We start from the raw sequence: 22,596 nt of genomic DNA, 5'->3' as shown, positions 1-22,596 counted from the left end.
GGGAAACACATAATGACGATTAAATTTAATAAATCTGAAGCATTTAATAAAGCAAAAGCAAAATTGACGGACACTTTAACTAACGCGGAAAGTACAGAACAAGAACAAACGTCAGCGTTTGAAGGTTTCTTTGACGCACTACAAACAGATGTAGCAAATACTGTTCGTGAACAAGTAAATAACGATATGCTTGATCGTTCAATTTTACAGCAACGTGGTCAAAATGTTTTAACTTCAGCAGAAACAAAATTCTTCAATGCAGTTGTTAAAGAAGGTGGATTTACAGATGGCTCAATCCTTCCTGTAACGACTCAAGAGCGTGTGTTTGAAGATTTAGTTACGGAACATCCCTTATTAGCTGAAATTGGTTTGCAAGATTTAGGAGCAGTTACGAAGTTTATTTATTCTGATGCAACGAAGGCGTATGTATGGGGCGAGTTATTCGGTGAAATCCGTGGGCAAATTGATGCCATCTTCAAACAAGAAAAAATTGGTCAACTTAAATTAACTGCATTTGCAGCAATTCCGAATGATATGAAGGAACTTGGGCCGGAATGGATTGAACGCTATGTTCGAACTGTTTTAGTAGAAACATATTCTGTTGGTCTAGAATTTGGTTTTATTAATGGTGGAGGATCTGTAGCACATCAACCAGTTGGTTTAATGAAAGATGTAAATCCAGAAACAGGCGCTGTTACTGATAAAAAATCTTCTGGCAAATTAACATTTGCTCCGTCTGATAAAGGGGAAATTGTAGCAGGCGAACTTTATGAAGTAGTAAAAGCTTTATCTGTTGATGCAAAAGGGAAATCCAGAAAAGTATTAAATAAAATTGTAATGGTAGTTAACCCGATTGATGCGATTGGCGTACAAGCACGTAATACAATCCAGACCGCAACAGGTCAATGGGTAATGGCATTGCCTTATAACATTAAACCTGTCGAGTGTGAGGAAGTTCCTGTTGGTAAAGCATTATTCTTTGTAAAAGGACAATATATTGCTGCAATCGCAGGTGGATACAAGCTAAAAGAATTTGATCAAACATTAGCTTTCGAAGATGCTACTCTTTATACAATTAAACAATTTGCTAATGGGAAACCAAAAGATAATAAAGCGGCTCTTGTTTACGATTTAGCAATTTCATTTACACCACCTGCAGAAACAAAATCTAAATAAAGGGTGAAATGAATGAGAAACGCAACGATTTCAGATGAAATATTGCAAGAGTTTAAGGAAAGGATGCACTTAGGCGATGAGGAAGACGATAACCTAAAGCGTACTCTTTCTACGTCTAATAAGTCTTTATTGAGAGTTTGTGGCGATTACGATATAAATACTGACGAGGAGTTCAAGGAATTAGTCTTTGAACGCTCTCGTTATGTCTATAACGATGCCTTAGAGTATTTTGATAAGAATTTTTTAAGTCAGATTAATAGTTTAGGCGTTGATAAAGCATTAGAAGAAATTAAGTTGGTCGGTGATTAGTATGCGTCCTTTTCAGTACAAGAAACCACTGAATACAGGCGATTGTAGAAATAGAATCATTATTGAAGAACCTGTAGTAATAAAAGATGAATTAAACCAAGTAATCGAAACATCTTGGCCAGAATTTAAAAAAGCCTGGGCGATGATAAAAACAGTGAAAGGATCTGAGTACATTGAAGCTTCCGCTTCACAAGCTACACGGGTTTATCGATTCGTAATTCCATACACTTCTAGTATTACGGAAGAAATGCGAATTAATATGAAAGGTCGTATCTTTGATATCATCGAGCCGCCAATGAATGATGATGAAATGAATCAAACATTGACTATAATCGCAAAGGAGCATGTTTAATATGAATAATTTTGCGAGTGATCTTGCTAGAGAATTGCAAAGGTATGCAAATGTTGTGGAAGAAGAATTAACAAATGCACAAGAAGATGTAGCCGATATTGCTGTAAGTAAGTTAAGACAAAATAGTCCTAAAAAAACAGGTGGTTATCGTAAAGGTTGGCGTAAGAAAAAAGTAGGTAAAGCTGTTGTTATCCATAATACAAAAGGTCAATTAACGCATCTTTTAGAAAATGGCCATGCGAAAGCTAGTGGTGGCCGAGTACCGAAGAAAGTGCATATTCGTCCCGTTGAAGAGTATGTAATTGAAGAATTGCCAAAACGTATTGAAAGGGCAATTGAATCATGACATTAACATTAGGAGAATTTATAAAAATTCTTGAAGCTACAGGCTATCCTGTGGCTTATTCGCATTTCATAGCAACACCAGGTAATCCAGTTCCAGCGCCACCGTATATCTGTTTTCTTGTGGATGGGTCAGCAAATTTAATGGCTGACAACAAGGTGTATCACAAGATAAATGATGTAAATATAGAGCTTTATACAACTAAGAAAGATGTAGTTGCGGAAGCCAAGCTAGAACAAGTCCTAGATGATCACGAGATTCCTTATGACTCGTATGGGACTTTTATTGAATCTGAAAATATGTATCAAAAATTTTATGAAACGAGGTTGATATAAATGAATGAAAATAAAGTAGCATTTGGTTTAAAGAATGTCCATTATGCGCTTTTCGATATTAAAGATGGTGTAGTTACATTTAATACACCAATTCCATTACCTGGTGCGGTTGAATTAACGTTTGATCCACGAGGGGATTTAATTGAATTCTACGCTGATGACATGCTTTATTACGCTGCAAGTAATAACCAAGGGTATGATGGAACGCTTTCTATTGCGACTATTCCGGAACAATTTGCAATTGATGCACTAGGAGAGGAATTAGACGAAGAAGATGGTGTGCTAAATGAGTTAGCGGATGCGAAAGGAAAATCATTTGCATTATTATTTGAATTTGATGGCGATGTACGAGCAACTCGACACGTTATGTTTAACTGTTCTGCAAGTCGTCCAACACTTGCATCTAAAACGAAAACAAATTCAGCGGAGCCAAATACAAATGAACTTAAATTTGTATCCAGCCCTATTGATATTAATGGAAAACGTATGGTTAAAACGAAAACTACTACTAAATCAAAAACAGATATTTATAATAATTGGTACAAAAAAGTGTATACAAAAGTACCTGTATTACCAAAAGGAGCGTAAGTAAATGGAAAAGACAATTACAATAGACGGAAAACAGGTCAAATTAAAAGCTAATGCAGCATCAGCCAAGCGATATAAGGCGCAATTTAGACGGGATTTATTTGCCGATATGTTTAAATTAGGCGCTATAGGTACATTCGCTTCGCAAGATGCAACAGAAGGTACTATTGATTTTTCTAACTTAGATTTTGACAAGGTAGATTTTGAAGTTTGTTACGATTTAGTTTGGTTATACGCTAAAACAGCTGATCCTGAAATTCCAGACCCGATGACTTGGTTAGAAGGATTTGATGAGTTTCCTATTTACGATATAATGCCGGAAATTAATGAGATGGTTCAAAAAACAATGGGAGCAAAAAAAAAGTAAAGAAAATTAATGGGGAGCAAGGGACTTTCAGTGATGAAGAATTAAGCACTGAATTGTTCCTTGCTCTTTGTTATGAAGCGAAGCTCACATATTGGGACTTAGAAGTGATGACGATTGGTGATTGCTTTGATTATATAGCTGAGTATGCTGAAATGAAAAATCCAGGACAAGAAAAAGTTCGAAAAGCAACTCAAGAAGACTTTAATGCTTTCTAAGAAAAAGGGGTGAGATAATGGCAGGAGGAAAAATTAAAGGAATTACGATTGAAATTGGAGGGAATACGCAACCGTTACAAAATGCCTTAAAAGACGTGAATAAGCAAAGTGATTCTTTGACTAAAGAGTTAAAAGATGTTGAACGTTTATTAAAGTTTAATCCTGGTAACGTTGAGGCACTTGCTCAAAAGCAACAGTTGCTTACACAACAAATTGAAAAAACTACACAAAAGCTCGATAAATTAAAAGAAGCGGAGCAACAGGTTCAAGAGCAATTTCAGAATGGGAAAATTTCAGAAGAGCAGTACCGCGCATTTAGGCGTGAAATTGAATTTACACAAGGGTCACTTGATGGTCTGAAAAACAAGCTCGGTAATATGAAAGCCGAACAAGAAAATGTAGCAAGTTCAACACGACAATTAGAAACTTTATTTAGTGCTACAGGAAAAAGTGTTGATGATTTTGCGAATGCATTAGGTAATCGTCTTGTAAATGCAATTAAAAGTGGATCGGCTACAAGTCGACAGTTAGAACAAGCAATTGGTCTTATTGGTCGTGAAGCATTAGGAACTGAAGCTGATATTGAAAAATTACAACGTGCCCTCCGATCTGTGGATGCCGGAAACTCTATACAACAAGTACAAAATGAGTTAAGAGATTTACAACAAGAAGCTGGCAGAACCGAGAAGAAGTTTGAAGGACTCAAAGTAGGACTCGAAAACGTCATTGGTGGTATAGCGGCTGGTGGTGGTATTGCAAGCGCAGTAGAACAAGCGATGGATATGTCAAAGTTAAAGACAAAGATTGATATTACTTTTGAGGTCCCAGAGTCTTCGAAAAAGTCAGTTGAAGAAGCTGTAAGAGGAATTACGGCATATGGTGTGGATGGAGCAGCGGCTTTAGAAGGTGTTAGAAGACAATGGGCTTTAAATAAAGATATAAGTGACCAAGCAAATGCATCAATGGCAAAAAGTGCAGCAGTTATAGCTCAATCCTATGAAGGGATTGATTTTACTGAATTAATTCAAGAAACCTATGAAATAGGTAATGAATTAGGAATATCTCAAGAACACGCTCTATCTATGACAGATGCGTTGTTAAAAATGGGATTTCCACCGGAACAATTAGATATCATTGCCGAATATGGGAGTCAGTTGACTCGTGCAGGATTTAAAGCTGAAGAAGTTCAAGCAATTATGGAAGCTGGTGTTGAAACTGGTAGTTGGAATTAGATTATAGTTCCCTTGTATGGTGACGTACAATGAAAAACTCCTTTAATTCAGTGAAACTCTCAAATGAGACAATACTGAGCGAAGCCTTTTTATTAAGGAACGTGCAACGACTAGTCGGAAGACGTAGGGTGTAAGCAAATGACACTCGAAACGGGGAGCAACTCAAGTAGTTGAAGATATAGTCTAATCTATACGGTGACGTATAGCAGTTCATAAGAGAACGGGCGTGACGTTGCGCATCACGTTGAATATAAATGATTGATAATCTCTTAGATGGGCTTAAAGAAGGTAGGATTCAATTAAATGAATTCGCACAAGGAGCTGACAAAGCTTTAAAAGAAGCACTTGATGGTTCTGGTATTGCAACTGAACAAATAGAAAAATGGGGTGCAGCTGTCGCTAAAGGTGGAAGTGATGGTTCAAAAGCTATGGTAGAAGTAGCTAAAGCGATAGAAGGAATAGAAGATCCTGTTAAAAAGAATCAAGTAGGGGTTAAAGTTCTAGCCACTATGTTTGAGGACCAAGGGCAAAATTTAACTAATACTTTAATAAGAGCTTCGGAAAAAACCGTAGACTTCCAAAAGAATCAGGAGAAATTGAATGAATCCATAAAAAAAATGGATGCAAATCCAGCAGTTAAGTTTCAAAAGGCAATGGAAGATTTAAAAATGGCTCTTGAACCTATACTAGGAGTGATTGCTGATGTTGTTGCTAGTATTGCTGATTGGATTTCTAATAATCCAGAATTAGCAGCGACATTAGCAGCAGTTGCAACGGCTATTGGGGTAATTTCAGGGGCACTTATGGCAATTGCACCAATAGTTATGGCGGTCATGGGTGTATTTGAAATCGGAGCCGCCGCCGCACTAGGCATAGTTGCAATAGTTCCTATTATCATAGCGGCTATAGTTGCTCTAGGAGTGGCTATTTATAAAAACTGGGATGATATTAAAAATTGGACAATAGAAGCATGGGATTCTATTAAAGAGTACCTAGTAGAACTTTGGGACGGGATATCCCAATCCTGTAGTGAAGCATGGTCTTCATTTTTAGAAGCAATGCATGAATTTTTTGATCCGATAGGTCAATTTTTTAGTGATTTATGGGAGGGTGTGAATCAGGCGTGTAGCGATGCATGGAATTCTACTGTTGAATTCTTTTCTGAAGCATGGTCTTCTTTCATAGAAATGATGCATAGTTTCTTTGATCCGATAGGTGAATTCTTTAGTAGTTTATGGTCTGGGATTGTTGAAACTGCTTCCTCTTGGTGGTCCTCTTTAGTTGAAACAGCATCTGAATTGTGGGGAACATTAACGCAAGCATGGCAAGAAACATGGGATACAATTCTTACTGTTTTAGATCCAATTATTTCGGCAGTTTCTACCGTTTTAGAAGCTGGTTGGTTGTTAATACAGGCAGGTGTACAAATTGCATGGGCAGCAATCTGTCAATACATTATTCAACCAATCCAGGAAGCTTACGACTGGGTGAGTACACAAATCGGTGAAATGGTCACTTGGCTGGGTACACAATGGGAAATTGCAAAAGCTATGGCGCAAATTGCTTGGGGACTATTTAAGCAATATATTATTCAACCTGTCATAGATACTTGGAACTTAGTAAAAGAAAAGTTTGGCGATTTAGTTTCTTGGCTAAATTCGCAATGGGAAACAGTTAAATCATATACTTCTGCAGCATGGAATTTAGTAAAACAATATGTCATTCAGCCTGTTCAGGAATTGTGGAACGCAACAAAAGAAAAGTTAAATGATTTATCCAATTGGATGTTAGGAATTTGGGCGAAAATAAAAGGGTATACACTTGAAGCATGGAAGATGGTTTACACATACATCGTTGAACCAATTATTTCAGCTTATAATTCTGCAAAAGAGAAATTTAATGATATGTACAACACAGCACGGGAAAAATTTGATTCTGTAAAGAATGCAGCTCAAGAAAAATTTGAAGCGGCAAAACATTTTATTATAGATCCAATTAAAGATGCAGTTGACAGTATAGAAAAATTTATTGGGAAGATTAAGGGATTCTTTAGTGACTTGAAGTTAAAAATTCCAAAACCAGAAATGCCACCTCTTCCACACTTCAGCTTACAAACAAGCACGAAAAATGTTTTAGGTAAAGATGTTACATTTCCGTCAGGAATTAATATTGATTGGCGCGCAAAAGGTGGTATCTTCACTAAACCAACTATCTTCGGAATGAATGGTAGAAACTTGCAAGGTGCAGGAGAAGCGGGACGAGAAGCTGTGCTTCCCCTGAATAAAAAGACACTTGGAGATATTGGTGCTGGAATCGTAGCAGCCATGCCACGACAACAATTTGCTATGCCGGGAGAAATAAATCAACTAATGGGTGACATGAGCCGTATGATGGCTAGTTCTGTGAGTCAATTATCAGGATTAAGGAGTATCATGAGTGGTGTGTATGGAAGTATGTCAAATAGTAGACAAGCTATGGCAAGCAGCGTATCAAATCAAGTGATTAATTACGGATCCGGTTTATCTTCTAGTGGTGAAGTTATTCCAATGCTTGGTGGAGATTTAGTTATTGAAGTGCCTGTTAATTTAGAAGGAAGAGACGTGGCACGCGGTACTTATCGCTATACAACCGAGTATCAAGAAAGAGAAGCAAAAAGAAACTCATCCTTTTAGGTTTGGGTTTCTTTTATTTTATAAAGAAATGAGGTGTTGGCATGAGTTCTTTTACTTTTAACAACCAACGAAAGGAGTACATTCAAATAGAAAAGGGATGGAGTCCACCAACATGGGCACCTCTAAAACGTAATTTCTTAAAAACACCTGGATATCCTGGTGCAAGATTATTAGGAACGGATACAGATCCTCGTCCACTTCCTGTCCCTGTAGGAATTATCGTTCCAGATGGAACAGATTTAGAAACGTTAAAAGAAGAAATAGCAGCATGGTTAATTACAGAAGAAGCAGTTGAGCTAGTATTTGATGCAACTCCTGATCGAACATATTTAGCTATAATTGATGAAGATTTTAATCTTGATGATTTCGTTACGTTAGGTAAAGGTACTTTGAAGTTTATTTGTCCAATGCCTTATAAATTAGGACCTACCCGAACAGTAGAATTTCAAACAGGTGCGCTTGGGTTAACGGCAAGCGTTCAAAACAAAGGAACTGTTCATTCTAATCCTATTATTGAGATTGACATTACGAAACCAAACACTTTTTTAGATATATGGTTTGGCGGGATATCCCTAAGTAATCGAGATTATTTTCGTATCGGTATGCCACTAAAAACTATAGAAAAGCCTGTGGAAAGGAATCAACGTATAGTATGGGATGAAATGGCCACTACTGTTGGATGGAGTAAAGTCAGTGCAATGGAAGATGGTGAACCGGTTGGTGAAATGAAATCAGATAAATACCAATTCTATTGTTCTGATTTTGGGACTGGAACGGGAAAAGGATGGCACGGTGCAGCGGTCAAAAAGAGTATACCTGGTGGTCCAGTACAAGATTTTATTATGCAAGCCTACGTTACTTGTAAGAGTAAGGAAATCAATGAAATGGGACGAGTTGAGATAGCAATATTAGACGAAAACAGTAAGGTACTTTCAAAAATTGCTATGAACGATCTCTTTTGGCAAGCCGAACAAAATTTTGGAACGATGGTTATTGGATACGATAACAAGCCAGGGAAAACAGGGCTGATTTATGAGAGTGGTGATTATCCGAATACATGGAATCAATATTTTGGACGATTGTGGATAGCTAGAACAGGAAATGTATGGGAAGCGTATATTTCGAAATTTCTTCCTGGGACAGAAAAAGATGATTCAGAGCGTTTTGCACGGTGGACAGATGAAAATAACTATCATATGGAAAAAGCAGCTCAAATACAGATTAGCATTATGCAATGGCAGGATGTACCGCCAGTAGAAGCAATGTCAGTTAGTGATTTAAAGTTTTGGAAAGTGAATTTAAATACGAAAAACACACCGCCTTATATAGTAGATGTTGGCGATAAAGTCGTAATTGATACCGAAAATAGTCATGTAACGATTGAAGGGAAGAATGCGATTAATATTAAAGACATTTTCAGTAATTTTCCTATCATTAATAAAGGTATGAATACACTAGAAATCATGCCTTATGATATCGGAACAGCAAAGGTTAAATACAGGGAGCGATTTAGATGAGGACGCCAAGTGGAGTCTTACATATTATTGATTTTAAAACGAGTCAAATCGTTTCAGCTATACAACCAAAGGATTATTGGGATGATAAACGTCATTGGGAAATCAAGAATAATATCGATACTTTAGAGTTTAAAGTATTTGATAACACGAAATATGCAGCAACACTTATGCAACAAAACTTAGTATTAAAAGAAGTAAGGGATGGGCGTATTGTTCCGTATGTAATCACTGAAGTAGAAAAAGACCCTGACGATAGATCCGTAATTACTTATGCATCAGGTGCATGGATTAATCTTGCTAAAGATGACTATATTCGTCCACAGAAAATTGAAGGTAAGACAGTAAATGAATTTATGGACATTGCTCTTGTAGGTGTAAAATGGCAGCGTGGTAAAACGGAGTATGCTGGATTTCGTTCTATGACTATTGACGAATTTATAGATCCGTTGAGTTTCTTAAAAAAGATTGCTTCCCTATTTGAATTAGAAATTATATACCGTGTTGAAGTGGTCGGTTCTAAAATCGTAGGTTGGTATGTAGATATGGTGAAAAAAAGAGGAAGAGAAACAGGAAAGGAAGTCACGTTAGGTAAAGATTTAATTGGAATCAAACGTATTGAGAACTCACAAAACATTTGTACAGCTTTAATTGGATATATCAAAAAAGAAGGTGGAGAAGTTCTCACTATCTCAGATATAAATAAGGGTATTCCATATATTGTGGATAACGATGCATTTCAACGTTGGAATGAAAAAGGTAAACACAAATTTGGATTTTATACTCCAGAAACAGAAGAAGATATAACACCAGAACGCTTATTGACTCTTATGAAAACAGAGTTAGCAAAACGCGTGAATACCTCTGTCTCTTATGATGTTCAAGCACAAAGTATGGGGCGTGTATTTGGGCTGGCCCACGAGTTAATCAATGAAGGAGATACAATCCGAATTAAAGATGTTGGATTCACACCTAAGCTTTATTTAGAAGCAAGGGCGATCGCTGGTGATGAATCACATACTGATCCTTCGCAAGATAAATACGCATTTGGTGATTACAGCGAAATTGTTGACCCTAATGATGAGCTACGAAAGATTTACAATCGTATCCTTAGTTCACTAGGTAGTAAGCAAGAACTGATAGATCAGTTAGATAAATTAGTGAAAGATGCAAATGAAACAGCTAATAATGCTAAGAAAGAATCAGAAGTAGCAAAAACACTGGCTGAAAAAGTGCAAGAGAATCTTAAAAATAATGCGGTAAATATTATTGAAGCTAAAAATCCACCGACCGATAATCTTATAGTAGGTAAAACATTATGGCGAGATATTAGCAACGGTAAACCTGGTATTTTAAAAGTGTGGAACGGTAAAGGTTGGGAGCTTCTTATTCCTGATGTGGAAACTATCAAGAAGGAAACAATGGAGCGGGTTAATAAAGATATCAAACTTACAGAAGAAGAATTAAATAAGAAAGTGGAAGAAGCTCAAAGTGAAACCACTGGACGATTCAAGGAAGTTAAAAATAGTCTCCAAGAAGTTTCGCAAACTATTAAAAATGTACAAAACTTTCAAGGTGAAATTAATAAAACTGTTTCTGAAATGAAACAAACTAACGAGGGTTTTACTAAATCTATTGAGTTATTAACAAAAAAAGATGGTGAAATCACTGGAAAGTTAAATACAGTAGAAGAGACTTTTGAAGGTACAAAAAAGACAATCTCTGAGGTGCAGCAAACAACAAATGCTTTAAAGAAAACTACAACTGAAATTACAGAAAAGGCTGGCCAGATTAGTGAGAAGTTGGAGAGTGTAGAAAAGAAAGTTAATAACGATAAAGCTGGAGGACGTAATCTGTTATTAGATTCAAATGCTAAATACGAAAAAACAGATTATCTAATCAATCCATATTCTCTAACCGAAAATTTCTCTACAGGTGAAGAATATACATTTGTAATTAAAGGTAGCGTTCCGAAGGGGCAGAAGTTCGGGATTTGGCAAAATGGCGGTTCGAATAATGTTGGATATGCAACAAGTGTTTATGCGAATGGAATTACCTATGTAACTTTTAAAGCTGTAGCAGCAACGAGTGGAAATGAAAGAAAGTTGAGTCTGTATAACTTTCCAAGTAACACTACAAAAGCCATTGTAGAATGGGTTGCTTTATATAAAGGTAATAAGCCACAGGATTGGACACCAGCTCCAGAAAATCAAGTAACGAGTGATGAATTCACTAAGAAAACAACCGAGATTGAAAAAAGTGTGGATGGTATTAAAGAAAGTATAAAAACGGTAGAAAAAACAAAAACCTCTTTTAATGAACGTGTTAACACTGTAGAAAAGAATGCAGAAGGAACAACTGCAAGTGTTAAGAAATTACAGGAAACACAAACTGAGCAAGGGAAAACATTAACTCAGGCGGCCACAACGATACAGCAACACTCTGAAGCATTGAAATTAACAATGAAAAAGAAAGATGTTGAGGATTATGTAGGCGGTTTAGGTACTGTCAACGAGTTGCGTGATGCTGATTTTAAGTTAGGACAGAAATATTGGTTTTGGAATAGCGGTAATGGGGCTATTGGTTCTGTTGATACGAATTTAAAATACAAAGGTATGAATACATTTGCAATTACCGTTACTGGCCAGACTCAAGATCGTTGGTGGGGACTTACAAGCCAATTCATTGAGTGTCAGGTTAACGAAGAATTTGTTGCATCAGGTTATTTCAATACTGATGGGAAAACACCTATTGATAGTGGTGGTGCATTTATTGAAATTGAATGGTGGACTGGTGACAAAAAAACTCGCATTAAAACAGCTAGAACAAATATCAAGGTTGTAAATCATACATGGGTTCGTGCTGTATGTTCAGATAAAGCGCCAGCCAATGCATCGTTTGTGAGATGGCGTTATTATGTTACAAGAAATGGGCGTTTATGGTGTACTGCACCTATGTTACAACGTGGCACCATAGCTACAGAATTTTGGTTGCATCCGAAAGATCAAACGGATGTTGATAAAATGCTAGAAGATATAGCTAATAGAGTAGCTACCGAGAAATACAATCAGAAAGTTACAGAGTTAGAAAGAAGTATTGGCGCAAATGAAAAAGGTATTACAATCGTTTCTAGAAAACAAGAAACGTTTATAAATGAGACTTATAATGCCTATGCGAGGAAAACGGAATCTAGGTTAGAAGTTTTAGATGAAGGGATTTTAGCGCAGATTTTAAAGGACGGAATTGTCACTGCCATCAATATGTCCCCTGGGAAAATTACAATCAATGCTGCAAAACTGGATATTAATGCAGATACAATGGTCAAATGGCTAACAGCAAAAGGCATTGATACGAATCTTATTAGAATTAACGGTGACAAGATAACCATTGATAAAGATGGTGTAACTGTTAAAATGCTAGACTTCCTATTCCAAGACGAATGGGGAACAAAAACAACTGCGGTATCAAGACGAAACCTAATAGCAGATCCCGATTTTTCTAGTGTTACAAAGAAAAACATTGGACATAACGATTATTATGGGTTTGAAGGTGGATATGGTCTTACTTGGAAGTCCTGGGGAAATGTCGTAATAGAAAAGAATACACATATATTCGATTATGAGCAAATGGTGAATGCTACAAGGGTAGACATGTATAACTATCCAGAAGCAATCGTGAATAATGGCATACATCCCGGAAATGAATACACAGTATCTGCTCACTTTAGAGCATCTATGATAAATGGTGTACGTAAAACAGGGAAACCACGCTTACATGTATGTTGTGTTAAATTCCGAGACAATGTAAGTTACGATATCTGGAATGAACAAAAAATGGACTTTCCTGAGCCGTCTACATTTTATGGAGAAATCAGACGATATTCATTTACCTTTAAAGTGCCGAAAAACTATATTCCACAACAACATGCATTGATTATTAAAGTTTGTTCTGGAAGTGCTGACATGAGACAGGGGACAGCGATTTGTGTAAGTGGTGTAACACTATACAGTGGCAAATATGCATCTATGTATAATTGGGATCGTGCTGCAGCAGAAAGAGCGGATGGTATTCAGCCGTTTAACGCACTTGCTGTAGGTGGTGTGAATAATAATATAAAACCAGCAGCAGACGGACAAACATTTGATATAAGTACAGAAAAGGATGTAAAAGTTTTTTCTAATATAAGGGCGATGCAAGGAATTAATTTAGGCGGCGGTGGCTTCCAACAATGGGGACATGTTCGTTTTGTAGAAGGAAACCGAGGGTTAGGATTCTATGTCTGTAACTCAAATGGATGGCACTTTAATAGTTTGGGATAAAGAAGAAAGGAGTAATAGTATATGAATCAGAATTCAGCTGTTACACCTCCACAACGTGAGGATGTAACACCGTTTATGGGATATTTAGTAGAGTTGGAAAGATCTGAAGCTGGAATTTTTGTAAACATCCCTATCAATGTATTAAATAATGCAGGGCTTTCAAATGGCATGAATAAAGTCGAGGTATGGAGGGAACTTGATGGAACTATAAGCTTTAGAATCGCAACAAGATGCGAAATCTGTAAACGTGGGGCACGTCTATATGAACTAGATATGGGATTTGCGAAAAAGCATATTTGTATAGAATGTTATACATCGCTTACCAGTTCTTATCCACCAAAAGAACCACTAAAACCAACTAATGAAAATAATACGCAAACAGAGCGGGAGCAGTATTAGCTGGTCTTTTTTTATTTCTGTTTATATTAGTTTTTAAGTATTTAAATTATTAATTATAATATATAATAAATATGATTTTATTATCGTATAATTTAATGTTTCATTTAGGAGGTATATTATGAAAAAGAAATTTATGTTAATGATGCTTCTGTTTGTATTAATGGTAGGGGTACACCCTAATTCAATGACCAAAGCCGAAACTACGAGCGTACAAGGTGAACAATTTGAACAAGGGAAGTATGATTTACAAGCTGAGTTTTCTTTTGGTCAGAATTGGAATAAAAATTCACCTTACGTTGGACCAGAAACACCTAAAGTGAAATGGGAGTATAAGGTTTTTTACAAAGAAGGTGGTATTCAAACATTCTACAGTCAACCAGCAATTGGAAGTGATGGGACGATTTATATAGGAAATGCAAACCAAAAACTGTATGCATTTAATAAAGATGGTTCAGTTAAATGGGTTAAAGATGGTATAGCGAATATTTACACTTCACCTGTTATAGCGGCAGATGGAACTATTTATGTTGTAGGAGGAAAATTAACAGCTTTAAATCCAGATGGTTCAATAAAATGGCAAACTACAGATAATGGTTATGTTGATACTCCTATTCTAGATAGTGAAGGTACACTTTATGTACGCTATGCTGCTTATGATAAGAGAACAATACACGCATATAATCCAAATGGATCAAAAAAATGGGTATCAAGTGAACTGTTTAAAGGAACGACAACGGGAACTAATTCTATGCTTATGTCAAAGGATGGAATTATTTATACTGTATCTTCAAGTGGTGAAAATTATTATCTATATGCTCATGACAAAGACGGTAAAGAATTATGGAATAAAAAGATTAAGGGGAATGGAGGTAATCCTGGTTTTTCTTTAGGTTTAAATAGCGAATTATATATAAATGGTGGGTCTATTATATATGTTTTAGATAAAGATGGAAATATAATGAAACAATGGGAACAGAATGAGATTAGTTCAAAATCTGCTCCTACAATATATTCAAAAGATGGAACCATTTATATAGCTAAAAGTGGTGGTGTATATGCATATAATCCAGACTATACACTGAAATGGAAATATGAAACGGGTACTCAGGTTATTATTAACTCACCGGTAATCGATAAAAATGGTGTGATTTATGTTCATTCATCTCAACAATTATATGCATTAAACCCAGATGGTACACTGAAATGGAAGACCGAATGGTCATCTCCTATTTTCCATGGTGGTACTTCAAATAACTCTATAAGCATTGGTAAAGATGGAGTTTTGTATATTCTAGGGCATGTGCCTAAGGAGAATAAAGAAACGTATTATTCATTAGTAGCTATTGGCGACTCTTATACAGACACTGTATGCACTAAAGATAGTACATACATGGAAGTACTTAAATCGTTGGAAGCAAAGAGTAAAAATGCTAAATTAACAGATGTAGAGAAGAAAGAAGCACGTGATATTTTAAAGAAATTATCGGATGATCTTGATAAAGCAGATAATTAAACTTAATTTGATTAATACAATTTAATAGTTTTTGAGAAAAGAGGGACAAGCGTCTCTCTTTTTTATTATAAATAAGGAGATGGAAAGATGGATCGTATTGATGTATTAATGAAAGCATTTATTGCTACATTTGGTGGCTTTTGTGGGTATTTCTTGGGAGGTTGGGATGCAACATTGAAAATCTTAGTAACGATGGCAGTTATTGATTATCTAACTGGCATGATTGCAGCAGGGTATAACGGAGAATTAAAAAGTAAAGTTGGTTTCAAAGGCATCGCCAAAAAGGTGGTGCTTTTTCTTTTGGTCGGAGCGGCAGCTCAATTAGATACAGCGTTAGGAAGTAATAGTGCTATTCGTGAAGCGACAATTTTCTTCTTCATGGGTAATGAATTACTTTCACTTTTAGAAAATGCCGGGCGAATGGGTATTCCGCTTCCGCAAGCTTTAACAAATGCAGTTGAGATTTTAGGTGGTAAACAAAAACAAGAAGATAGAAAAGGAGATGTTAAGTAATGGGACAAATTATTGATATTTCAAAATGGAATGGTGACATTAACTGGCCTATAGCAAAGCAATACATTGATTTCATCATCGCTCGTGTACAAGATGGTTCAAATTATGTAGATCCATTGTATAAAGGATATGTACAAGCCATGAAGCAACATGGTATTCCTTTTGGTAACTATGCATTCTGTCGTTTCGTTTCTGAAAATGATGCAAGAATAGAAGCTCGTGACTTCTGGAACCGTGGAGACAAGAGCGCGACAGTCTGGGTTGCAGATGTTGAAGTAAAAACAATGAATGATATGAGAGCGGGCACACAAGCATTTATTGATGAACTGCGCCGGTTAGGTGCTCAGAAAGTAGGTTTATACGTTGGTCATCATATGTATGCTCCGTTTGGTATGGCAAATGTAAAAGCTGACTTTGTTTGGATTCCTCGTTATGGCGGTAATAAGCCAGCTTATGCATGCGATATTTGGCAATACACAGAGACAGGTAATGTACCTGGTATCGGTAAGTGTGATTTGAACCAATTGATTGGCAGTAAATCATTATCTTGGTTTACAGGAGAAAAACAACCAGAACAAGCTATTGCCAATGGCGGCTATCAATATGTTAAATCTGGTGGTTTTGGTATTTCATTGGTTCAGGAAGTCGTAAATGCTATGAATGAGCGTGGAACAAAAGGGAAGGTTGTCTCTGATCCATTAACTGGTTTAGCTTACTTACAAACTGAAGTACTACCTAATGGCGAGCTTGATAAGATTACAGCTTGGATGGATGAAAGAAACTGGTGGTACGAGTACATTAAAAGATAAAACAAAAGAATAGTTTTATGAACAATAATTATTATCTGGTTCTATATGTAGATAATTATATATTGATTTTCATCTTTATAAATGTTAGGGTAAATATACACCGTTTCTTATTTATCTATGAGTACTGTCTGTAGAACGAATAGAATAATTTGAAAAAGATCCTCTTTTGCACCTATATGCAGAAGGGGATCTTAATTTTTATGAGATTTAAAATTTACTTTTAGATAACGCTTTAAGTACTGGCTTTACAATTAAACCTACTAAACGAAAAATTTTAAATATAGAGCGTACAACTTTCATGAAGATGCTCCCCTTAAATTAAAGGACATATCTTATTCCTTTATTTCTTTTATTGCGTTTAGTGAATCTTTAAAATGTTCCAAACCATCAAGTATAGATTGTTGATACCATTCAACCTTTTCTTTATCGTTTCCTTGCTTTCACCGTCACACAACTTTAACATGTTATATGATACTAAAACTACTTCACTTTCTTAGCTTTTAATACGTTTTCTTTTACATCCTCCATTTGAAAAACGTCATCTTTAAATGACTTTATAGTATACTCTATGTTAGAGTTAAGACTGTCCTTATCTTGATTCTTACCTTCTTGCACATACTTATCAATTGCAAGATTAAGTTTCTTTGTTGCTGAATCATATGTCCATTTACCTTTTATATAGTTTTCCTTATGGTCCTTTTTACTTCTACTCTCATATAACATGTATGAACCATCTTTTTTCAAGTCTAAACCTACAGAAAAGAAATTATTTTTATAAATACCCCAGTGACCTACTAGTTCTTTACTGTTTGACGATATACCAATCTCTCCATCTGTAAGGCTCATAAAGAATGAGTCTGAAACAAAACCATCTATATTATCGTCATTTATTTTAGATACATCTTTCTCAGTCTCCTCTTCTGTCTCATAAGTAGAAGTAGACTTTTTATCTTCTTTATCAGAGTCTAGAGATGCTAACGCACCTCTTAGCTGTGCTTCAATCTGTTCATCGCTATAATGCAACTGTTTCATATCCTTTATCATCTTATCTGCTTTAAACTCTTTATCCACCTGTCTATACTCTGATTGAGTAAGTCCGTATGTTTCTAGCGTACAACCTGCTAATAACATAACAGGTAAAGCTAACGCTATTAGTTTCTTTGCTTTCATTATGTATACTCCTTTTTAAATGAATTGTAATTAATTAACATATAAAACCATAACATAAATTACACGAATAATATATACAAATATTCCATCCTTAAGAGGGGTTTTGAGCGTTTTAACAATATGAAAACATGTATTACGGTTGTAGAGAATCCCGCTCCGTATGCTTTTGAAAAAATTACACCGTATCCGATCCTCAACGTTTGGGGGCAATTTATGCTTTCATAAACTCACTATCGAAATAGAACTTGCCAACTAAATTAATACAATACTGTTGAATTCGTTTATTGTATTAATAAAAAACGTATGATATATATGCTTGGGAATGAAAATAAATTTACAGGATGTGAAATGGCAATATAATAGAAGAAAGAAGAAATATTTATATTGTCATCACCCTGTTGGCGTCAACCTCATGCGCCTAATGGCCACAAAAAACATCTACTTCGTCCCATTTGGTCAAGATGCGCCAGAGAAAAAACCGAACTCAATGGTAGCTCGTATGGAGTTACTGGAAGATACAGTATTAGAAGCGCTGCAAGGAAAGCAATTGCAACCGGTGGTCGTAGAAAAATTCAGATATATGAATTAAAAAACGAAAAAAAACGGACAATTTTTGATGAAACCATCATTCTTACTGTAGAATATGATAAAATTAACGTTATTAAGATTAGAAGGGGTATTGTATACTCCTTCTGATTCTAAGTTATAGAAGGATTGGTATCTAGAAAGGGGCATAGTGATGGAAAAGCAAAAAACTTTTCATGTCGCTGTAGTTGGAGCAACCGGCGCAGTTGGTGAACAAATGTTAAATACTTTAGAGAAACGAGAATTTCCAATCGGGAAATTAACGTTACTTTCATCTAAACGATCTGCAGGTAAGAAACTTGTATTTAAAGGCGAAGAATTTACAGTTCAAGAGGCAACTCCTGAAAGCTTTGAAGGAGTAGATATCGCACTATTTAGTGCTGGTGGATCTGTATCGAAACAATTAGCGCCAGAAGCAGCAAAACGCGGTGCGATTGTTGTTGATAATACAAGTGCATTCCGTATGACAGAAAACGTGCCACTTGTTGTACCTGAAGTAAATGAAAACGACTTAAAAGAACATAATGGTATTATTGCAAATCCAAACTGTTCTACAATTCAAATGGTAGTAGCTCTTGAGCCAGTTCGTCAGCAATATGGTTTAAAACGAGTAATCGTTTCCACATATCAAGCTGTATCAGGTGCTGGTGCGGCAGCTATTGAAGAACTTCATGAACAATCACAAGCAATCTTAAATGGCGAAGAAGTTAAGGCAAATGTTCTTCCTGTATCAGGCGATAAGAAGCATTTCCAAATTGCTTTTAATGCGATTCCACAGATTGATAAGTTCCAAGATAATGGATTTACGTTTGAAGAAATGAAAATGATTAATGAAACGAAAAAAATTATGCATATGCCTGAATTAGAAGTAGCGGCAACATGTGTACGTTTACCAGTTGTATCAGGACACTCTGAGTCTGTTTACATCGAAGTAGAAAAAGAAGGCGTAACAGTAGCAGAATTAAAGAGCTTACTTGCAAATGCGGAAGGTATTGTTCTGCAAGATAATCCAGAAGAGCAGTTATATCCAATGCCAGCTACTGCAGTAGGTAAAAACGAAGTATTCGTTGGAAGAATCCGTAAAGATTTAAATAACGATAAAGGATTCCATCTTTGGGTCGTATCTGATAACTTATTAAAAGGCGCTGCATGGAATTCTGTTCAAATTGCAGAGCGCTTAGTAAAATTACAATTAGTGTAAACGGCTAAGAGAAGGTGCAAAATATGAAAATAATTGTTCAAAAATTTGGTGGCACATCAGTACGTGATGACAATGGACGTAAGCATGCGCTTCATCATATAAAAAAATCATTAGCTGCTGGTTATAAAGTAGTTACTGTCGTATCTGCTATGGGTCGTAAAGGTGAACCATATGCAACGGATACGTTATTAAGTCTTGTAAATCAAGAGGAATCTACTATTTCTAAACGTGAGCAAGATTTATTATTATCGTGCGGAGAGTTAATCTCTGCAATTGTTTTCTCTAATATGTTGAATGAGAACGGTATAAAAGCAGCAGCATTAAATGGTGCACAAGCTGGTTTTGTAACGAATGATGACTTTACGAATGCAAAGATTATTGAAATGAATTGCGATCGTATACATGAAGAGTTAGAAAATGTAGATGTAATCGTCGTTACAGGATTCCAAGGGCAAACGAAAAAAGGTGATACGACAACACTTGGACGCGGAGGTAGCGATACTTCAGCTTCAGCATTAGGTGTTGCGCTTCATGCTGAATACATCGATATATTCACTGATGTAGAAGGTGTTATGACTGCGGATCCTCGTATTGTAAAAGATGCACGTCATCTTCAAACTGTAACGTATAACGAAATTTGTAACATGGCTTATCAAGGTGCGAAAGTCGTTCATCCACGTGCAGTTGAAATTGCGATGCATGCAAAAGTACCGCTTCGTGTACGTTCTACGTATTCTGAGAGTGAAGGTACGCTTATTTCAGCACATGACGGTGCTACAAGAGGTCGTGATGTAGAAGAACGTCCTGTTACAGGTATTGCCCACGTATCAAACGTAACGCAAATTAAAGTGCTTGCAAAAGAAACGGCATATGATTTGCAGCAACATGTGTTTAAAGAAATGGCGAACGAAGGAATCAGTGTCGATTTAATTAACATTTCACCTACTGGCGTAGCATATACGGTGAGTGATAATGTATCAAGTCATGCAGTTAAATTATTAAAGAACCTTGGATATGAGCCAATTGTGACAGAGCATTGTGCGAAAGTATCTATCGTTGGAGCTGGAATGGCAGGATACCCAGGGGTTACTGCGAAAATCGTTACAGCTTTAGCAGAAAAAGGTATTCAAATCCTGCAATCGGCAGATAGTCATACAACAATTTGGGTTCTTGTAAAAGAAACTGATTTAGTGGAGGCTGTAAATGCATTACATAGTGCGTTTGAGCTTTCAAAAGAAAAGCAACTGGAACAATAAGGAGTGAGACCATGATAGATTTTGGGACAATTGCAACTGCGATGGTAACACCGTTTGATATAAACGGTAATATCGATTTTGCGAAGACAACGAAATTGGTAAATTATTTAATTGATAACGGTACAACAGCAATCGTGGTAGGAGGAACGACAGGCGAATCTCCTACATTAACTTCAGAAGAGAAAGTAGCGTTATATCGCCATGTCGTATCTGTTGTCGATAAAAGAGTGCCCGTAATCGCTGGAACAGGTAGCAATAATACGCATGCTTCTATTGACTTGACTAAAAAGGCAACAGAAGTTGGTGTGGATGCAGTAATGCTAGTAGCACCGTATTATAACAAGCCGAGTCAAGAAGGAATGTATCAGCATTTTAAGGCAATTGCTGAAAGCACGCCGCTTCCGGTTATGCTATATAACGTTCCAGGACGATCTATTGTACAAATCTCCGTTGATACAGTTGTTCGTTTATCAGAAATAGAAAACATTGTTGCTATTAAAGATGCCGGCGGCGATGTGTTAACAATGACAGAAATCATTGAAAAAACAGCGGACGACTTTGCGGTATACAGCGGTGATGACGGTTTAACGTTACCGGCTATGGCAGTTGGAGCGAAAGGTATCGTTTCGGTAGCATCTCATGTCATCGGAAACGAAATGCAAGAAATGATTACAGCATTTCAAGCAGGAGAGTTTAAGAAGGCACAAAAATTACATCAATTACTTGTAAGAGTAACTGATTCGTTATTTATGGCGCCAAGTCCAACTCCAGTAAAAACAGCGTTACAAATGGTTGGATTAGATGTAGGTTCTGTACGTTTACCACTTCTTCCATTAACAGAAGAAGAAAGAGTAACGTTACAATCTGTAATGCAATCTATTCCTCGTTAATAAAAATGACCTAGTGTGGAACTAGGTCATTTTTTTATTGATATGAAAATGTTTGAATCTGTTTTAATGTAAATCTTTTGTAAAATGATTTTAGGCTCGCCTTTCTCGTCTGTATATGACCCTATATAGAAAATATTTTATGTTGAAAACGAGTATATTACGCTACGCGTTCTCTACTGGCTAAAGTATGATATGGTCCTTTCGTTAATTTTGTTTCAACCTCTTGTTCTCGATAGTGACTGTCAAATCCCGCTAAAAATTTAACCTTATTAAATTTTTAGCGGGATTTTGTAATTCATAGCTTTTTGTCATGTAATGCAATGTTTATAAGAAAAGGATCTTACATCTTTAATTTTGTTGAAAAGTAGTTGCTAGTACAGAAAATACTTTCGGTTATGTTTTTATAGGAATTGCCTCAAATATGACGTAATCTATAAAAAAGCTTCATTTTATAAGTGTTTTTGTGCAATTCAAGAAAAAAATCTAGGAAATCCATCAAATGAAAGTAATTTAAAGTATTTAGGGTAGTTTTTTCCAAATAACATGGAGTATAAAAGCAGCGGAAATAAGCCATATACTTTTAGTGCTGTTCCTTTCTTTTACTTTTTCTTTCGCACGATTTAACTTGTGTTCTATTTCTTGTATCAGGTATAATATGGCTAAGTAGCTTAGTACGGGTATGCTTAGCAAAATTGGGAAAAATTATAATTTAATTAAATTTTCATATCATATCGAATAAGATATTTGATTTATATAATGAAAGAGAGGTGAAACCTGGTTTAAAAATAAACAAGGACATGATATCGCATAACGGTAAGGACATTCGTCTTGGACGGTG

At 36.1% G+C, this 22,596-nt stretch carries 18 protein-coding genes and 2 pseudogenes; 19 read left to right on the top strand and 1 reads right to left on the bottom strand.

What is annotated here, in order from left to right; all coding sequences use genetic code 11:
• Window positions 1-12 precede the first annotated feature (12 nt).
• From RT27_RS13205 to RT27_RS13135, 15 genes and pseudogenes are all read left to right on the top strand, one after another.
• Entirely contained in the window at window positions 13-1,176 is a 1,164-nt protein-coding gene (locus tag RT27_RS13205; protein WP_043936399.1) for a phage major capsid protein, read from the top strand.
• A 12-nt stretch (window positions 1,177-1,188) separates the two neighbouring features.
• Entirely contained in the window at window positions 1,189-1,485 is a 297-nt protein-coding gene (locus tag RT27_RS13200; RefSeq protein ID WP_043936398.1) for a hypothetical protein, read from the top strand.
• Window position 1,486: 1 nt separating this feature from the next.
• Window positions 1,487-1,837, top strand: a complete 351-nt coding sequence (locus RT27_RS13195; RefSeq protein WP_043936397.1) for a phage head closure protein — start codon at window positions 1,487-1,489, stop codon at window positions 1,835-1,837.
• Between the two features lies 1 nt (window position 1,838).
• Complete coding sequence (locus RT27_RS13190) at window positions 1,839-2,183, top strand: HK97 gp10 family phage protein (RefSeq protein WP_043936396.1); 345 nt, start codon at window positions 1,839-1,841, stop codon at window positions 2,181-2,183.
• Entirely contained in the window at window positions 2,180-2,515 is a 336-nt protein-coding gene (locus RT27_RS13185; RefSeq protein WP_000176452.1) for a hypothetical protein, read from the top strand. The genes RT27_RS13190 and RT27_RS13185 overlap by 4 nt, the downstream gene beginning before the upstream one ends.
• Window positions 2,516-3,103, top strand: coding sequence for a major tail protein (locus RT27_RS13180; RefSeq protein WP_043936395.1), 588 nt, complete (start codon window positions 2,516-2,518; stop codon window positions 3,101-3,103).
• Window positions 3,104-3,107: 4 nt separating this feature from the next.
• Window positions 3,108-3,470, top strand: coding sequence for a hypothetical protein (locus tag RT27_RS13175; RefSeq protein WP_000415912.1), 363 nt, complete (start codon window positions 3,108-3,110; stop codon window positions 3,468-3,470).
• A gap of 232 nt (window positions 3,471-3,702) precedes the next feature.
• Window positions 3,703-4,914: pseudogene (locus tag RT27_RS13170) on the top strand (hypothetical protein); the annotation flags it as partial.
• Between the two features lie 260 nt (window positions 4,915-5,174).
• The gene (locus RT27_RS13165; protein ID WP_231577672.1) at window positions 5,175-7,589 is read left to right on the top strand and encodes a phage tail tape measure protein; all 2,415 of its coding nucleotides are present in this window, start codon (window positions 5,175-5,177) and stop codon (window positions 7,587-7,589) included.
• Between the two features lie 41 nt (window positions 7,590-7,630).
• Entirely contained in the window at window positions 7,631-9,106 is a 1,476-nt protein-coding gene (locus RT27_RS13160; RefSeq protein WP_043936392.1) for a distal tail protein Dit, read from the top strand.
• Window positions 9,103-13,422: a phage tail spike protein gene (locus RT27_RS13155; RefSeq protein ID WP_043936391.1), complete on the top strand. Its 4,320-nt coding sequence runs from the start codon at window positions 9,103-9,105 to the stop codon at window positions 13,420-13,422. Before RT27_RS13160 ends, RT27_RS13155 begins: the two co-directional genes overlap by 4 nt.
• A 21-nt stretch (window positions 13,423-13,443) precedes the next feature.
• On the top strand, window positions 13,444-13,821 hold the full coding sequence (locus RT27_RS13150; RefSeq protein ID WP_043936390.1) for a hypothetical protein: 378 nt from the start codon (window positions 13,444-13,446) through the stop codon (window positions 13,819-13,821).
• 118 nt (window positions 13,822-13,939) lie between these two features.
• Window positions 13,940-15,334 (top strand): PQQ-binding-like beta-propeller repeat protein, encoded by a 1,395-nt coding sequence (locus RT27_RS13145; RefSeq protein ID WP_043936389.1) that lies wholly within the window; start codon window positions 13,940-13,942, stop codon window positions 15,332-15,334.
• 87 nt (window positions 15,335-15,421) lie between these two features.
• Window positions 15,422-15,847, top strand: a complete 426-nt coding sequence (locus RT27_RS13140; RefSeq protein ID WP_043936388.1) for a phage holin family protein — start codon at window positions 15,422-15,424, stop codon at window positions 15,845-15,847.
• A complete protein-coding gene (locus RT27_RS13135; protein WP_043936387.1) occupies window positions 15,847-16,656 on the top strand; it encodes a GH25 family lysozyme in 810 nt (269 codons plus the stop codon). Before RT27_RS13140 ends, RT27_RS13135 begins: the two co-directional genes overlap by 1 nt.
• Before the next feature lie 480 nt (window positions 16,657-17,136).
• Here RT27_RS13135 and RT27_RS13130 read toward each other — a convergent pair whose 3' ends face one another.
• The gene (locus RT27_RS13130; protein WP_052497680.1) at window positions 17,137-17,826 is read right to left on the bottom strand and encodes a DUF3994 domain-containing protein; all 690 of its coding nucleotides are present in this window, start codon (window positions 17,824-17,826) and stop codon (window positions 17,137-17,139) included.
• A 400-nt stretch (window positions 17,827-18,226) separates the two neighbouring features.
• Between RT27_RS13130 and spoVFB the strand changes: the two are divergent.
• From spoVFB to dapA, 4 genes and pseudogenes are all read left to right on the top strand, one after another.
• A pseudogene (gene spoVFB, locus RT27_RS13125) lies at window positions 18,227-18,415 on the top strand (dipicolinate synthase subunit B); the annotation flags it as partial.
• 150 nt (window positions 18,416-18,565) lie between these two features.
• Complete coding sequence (gene asd / locus RT27_RS13120; RefSeq protein WP_016080543.1) at window positions 18,566-19,612, top strand: aspartate-semialdehyde dehydrogenase; 1,047 nt, start codon at window positions 18,566-18,568, stop codon at window positions 19,610-19,612.
• 23 nt (window positions 19,613-19,635) lie between these two features.
• On the top strand, window positions 19,636-20,868 hold the full coding sequence (dapG, locus tag RT27_RS13115) for an aspartate kinase (RefSeq protein WP_043936386.1): 1,233 nt from the start codon (window positions 19,636-19,638) through the stop codon (window positions 20,866-20,868).
• Between the two features lie 11 nt (window positions 20,869-20,879).
• A complete protein-coding gene (dapA, locus tag RT27_RS13110) occupies window positions 20,880-21,758 on the top strand; it encodes a 4-hydroxy-tetrahydrodipicolinate synthase (protein WP_000564763.1) in 879 nt (292 codons plus the stop codon).
• Window positions 21,759-22,596 lie beyond the last annotated feature (838 nt).

The organism is Bacillus sp. L_1B0_5, from assembly GCF_000836715.1.
GTDB classification, from domain to species: Bacteria; Bacillota; Bacilli; order Bacillales; family Bacillaceae_G; genus Bacillus_A; species Bacillus_A thuringiensis_S.
This window is presented reverse-complemented; position numbering and strand designations above follow the sequence as displayed.

Coding starts and splice junctions, on each gene's coding strand:
- asd (WP_016080543.1), top strand. CDS start 18,566: ATGGAAAAGCAAAAAACTTTTCATGTCGCTGTAGTTGGAGCAACCGGC.
- RT27_RS13200 (WP_043936398.1), top strand. CDS start 1,189: ATGAGAAACGCAACGATTTCAGATGAAATATTGCAAGAGTTTAAGGAA.
- dapG (WP_043936386.1), top strand. CDS start 19,636: ATGAAAATAATTGTTCAAAAATTTGGTGGCACATCAGTACGTGATGAC.
- RT27_RS13155 (WP_043936391.1), top strand. CDS start 9,103: ATGAGGACGCCAAGTGGAGTCTTACATATTATTGATTTTAAAACGAGT.
- RT27_RS13145 (WP_043936389.1), top strand. CDS start 13,940: ATGAAAAAGAAATTTATGTTAATGATGCTTCTGTTTGTATTAATGGTA.
- RT27_RS13205 (WP_043936399.1), top strand. CDS start 13: ATGACGATTAAATTTAATAAATCTGAAGCATTTAATAAAGCAAAAGCA.
- RT27_RS13150 (WP_043936390.1), top strand. CDS start 13,444: ATGAATCAGAATTCAGCTGTTACACCTCCACAACGTGAGGATGTAACA.
- RT27_RS13175 (WP_000415912.1), top strand. CDS start 3,108: ATGGAAAAGACAATTACAATAGACGGAAAACAGGTCAAATTAAAAGCT.
- RT27_RS13195 (WP_043936397.1), top strand. CDS start 1,487: ATGCGTCCTTTTCAGTACAAGAAACCACTGAATACAGGCGATTGTAGA.
- RT27_RS13185 (WP_000176452.1), top strand. CDS start 2,180: ATGACATTAACATTAGGAGAATTTATAAAAATTCTTGAAGCTACAGGC.
- RT27_RS13160 (WP_043936392.1), top strand. CDS start 7,631: ATGAGTTCTTTTACTTTTAACAACCAACGAAAGGAGTACATTCAAATA.
- RT27_RS13135 (WP_043936387.1), top strand. CDS start 15,847: ATGGGACAAATTATTGATATTTCAAAATGGAATGGTGACATTAACTGG.
- RT27_RS13180 (WP_043936395.1), top strand. CDS start 2,516: ATGAATGAAAATAAAGTAGCATTTGGTTTAAAGAATGTCCATTATGCG.
- dapA (WP_000564763.1), top strand. CDS start 20,880: ATGATAGATTTTGGGACAATTGCAACTGCGATGGTAACACCGTTTGAT.
- RT27_RS13130 (WP_052497680.1), bottom strand. CDS start 17,826: ATGAAAGCAAAGAAACTAATAGCGTTAGCTTTACCTGTTATGTTATTA.
- RT27_RS13140 (WP_043936388.1), top strand. CDS start 15,422: ATGGATCGTATTGATGTATTAATGAAAGCATTTATTGCTACATTTGGT.
- RT27_RS13190 (WP_043936396.1), top strand. CDS start 1,839: ATGAATAATTTTGCGAGTGATCTTGCTAGAGAATTGCAAAGGTATGCA.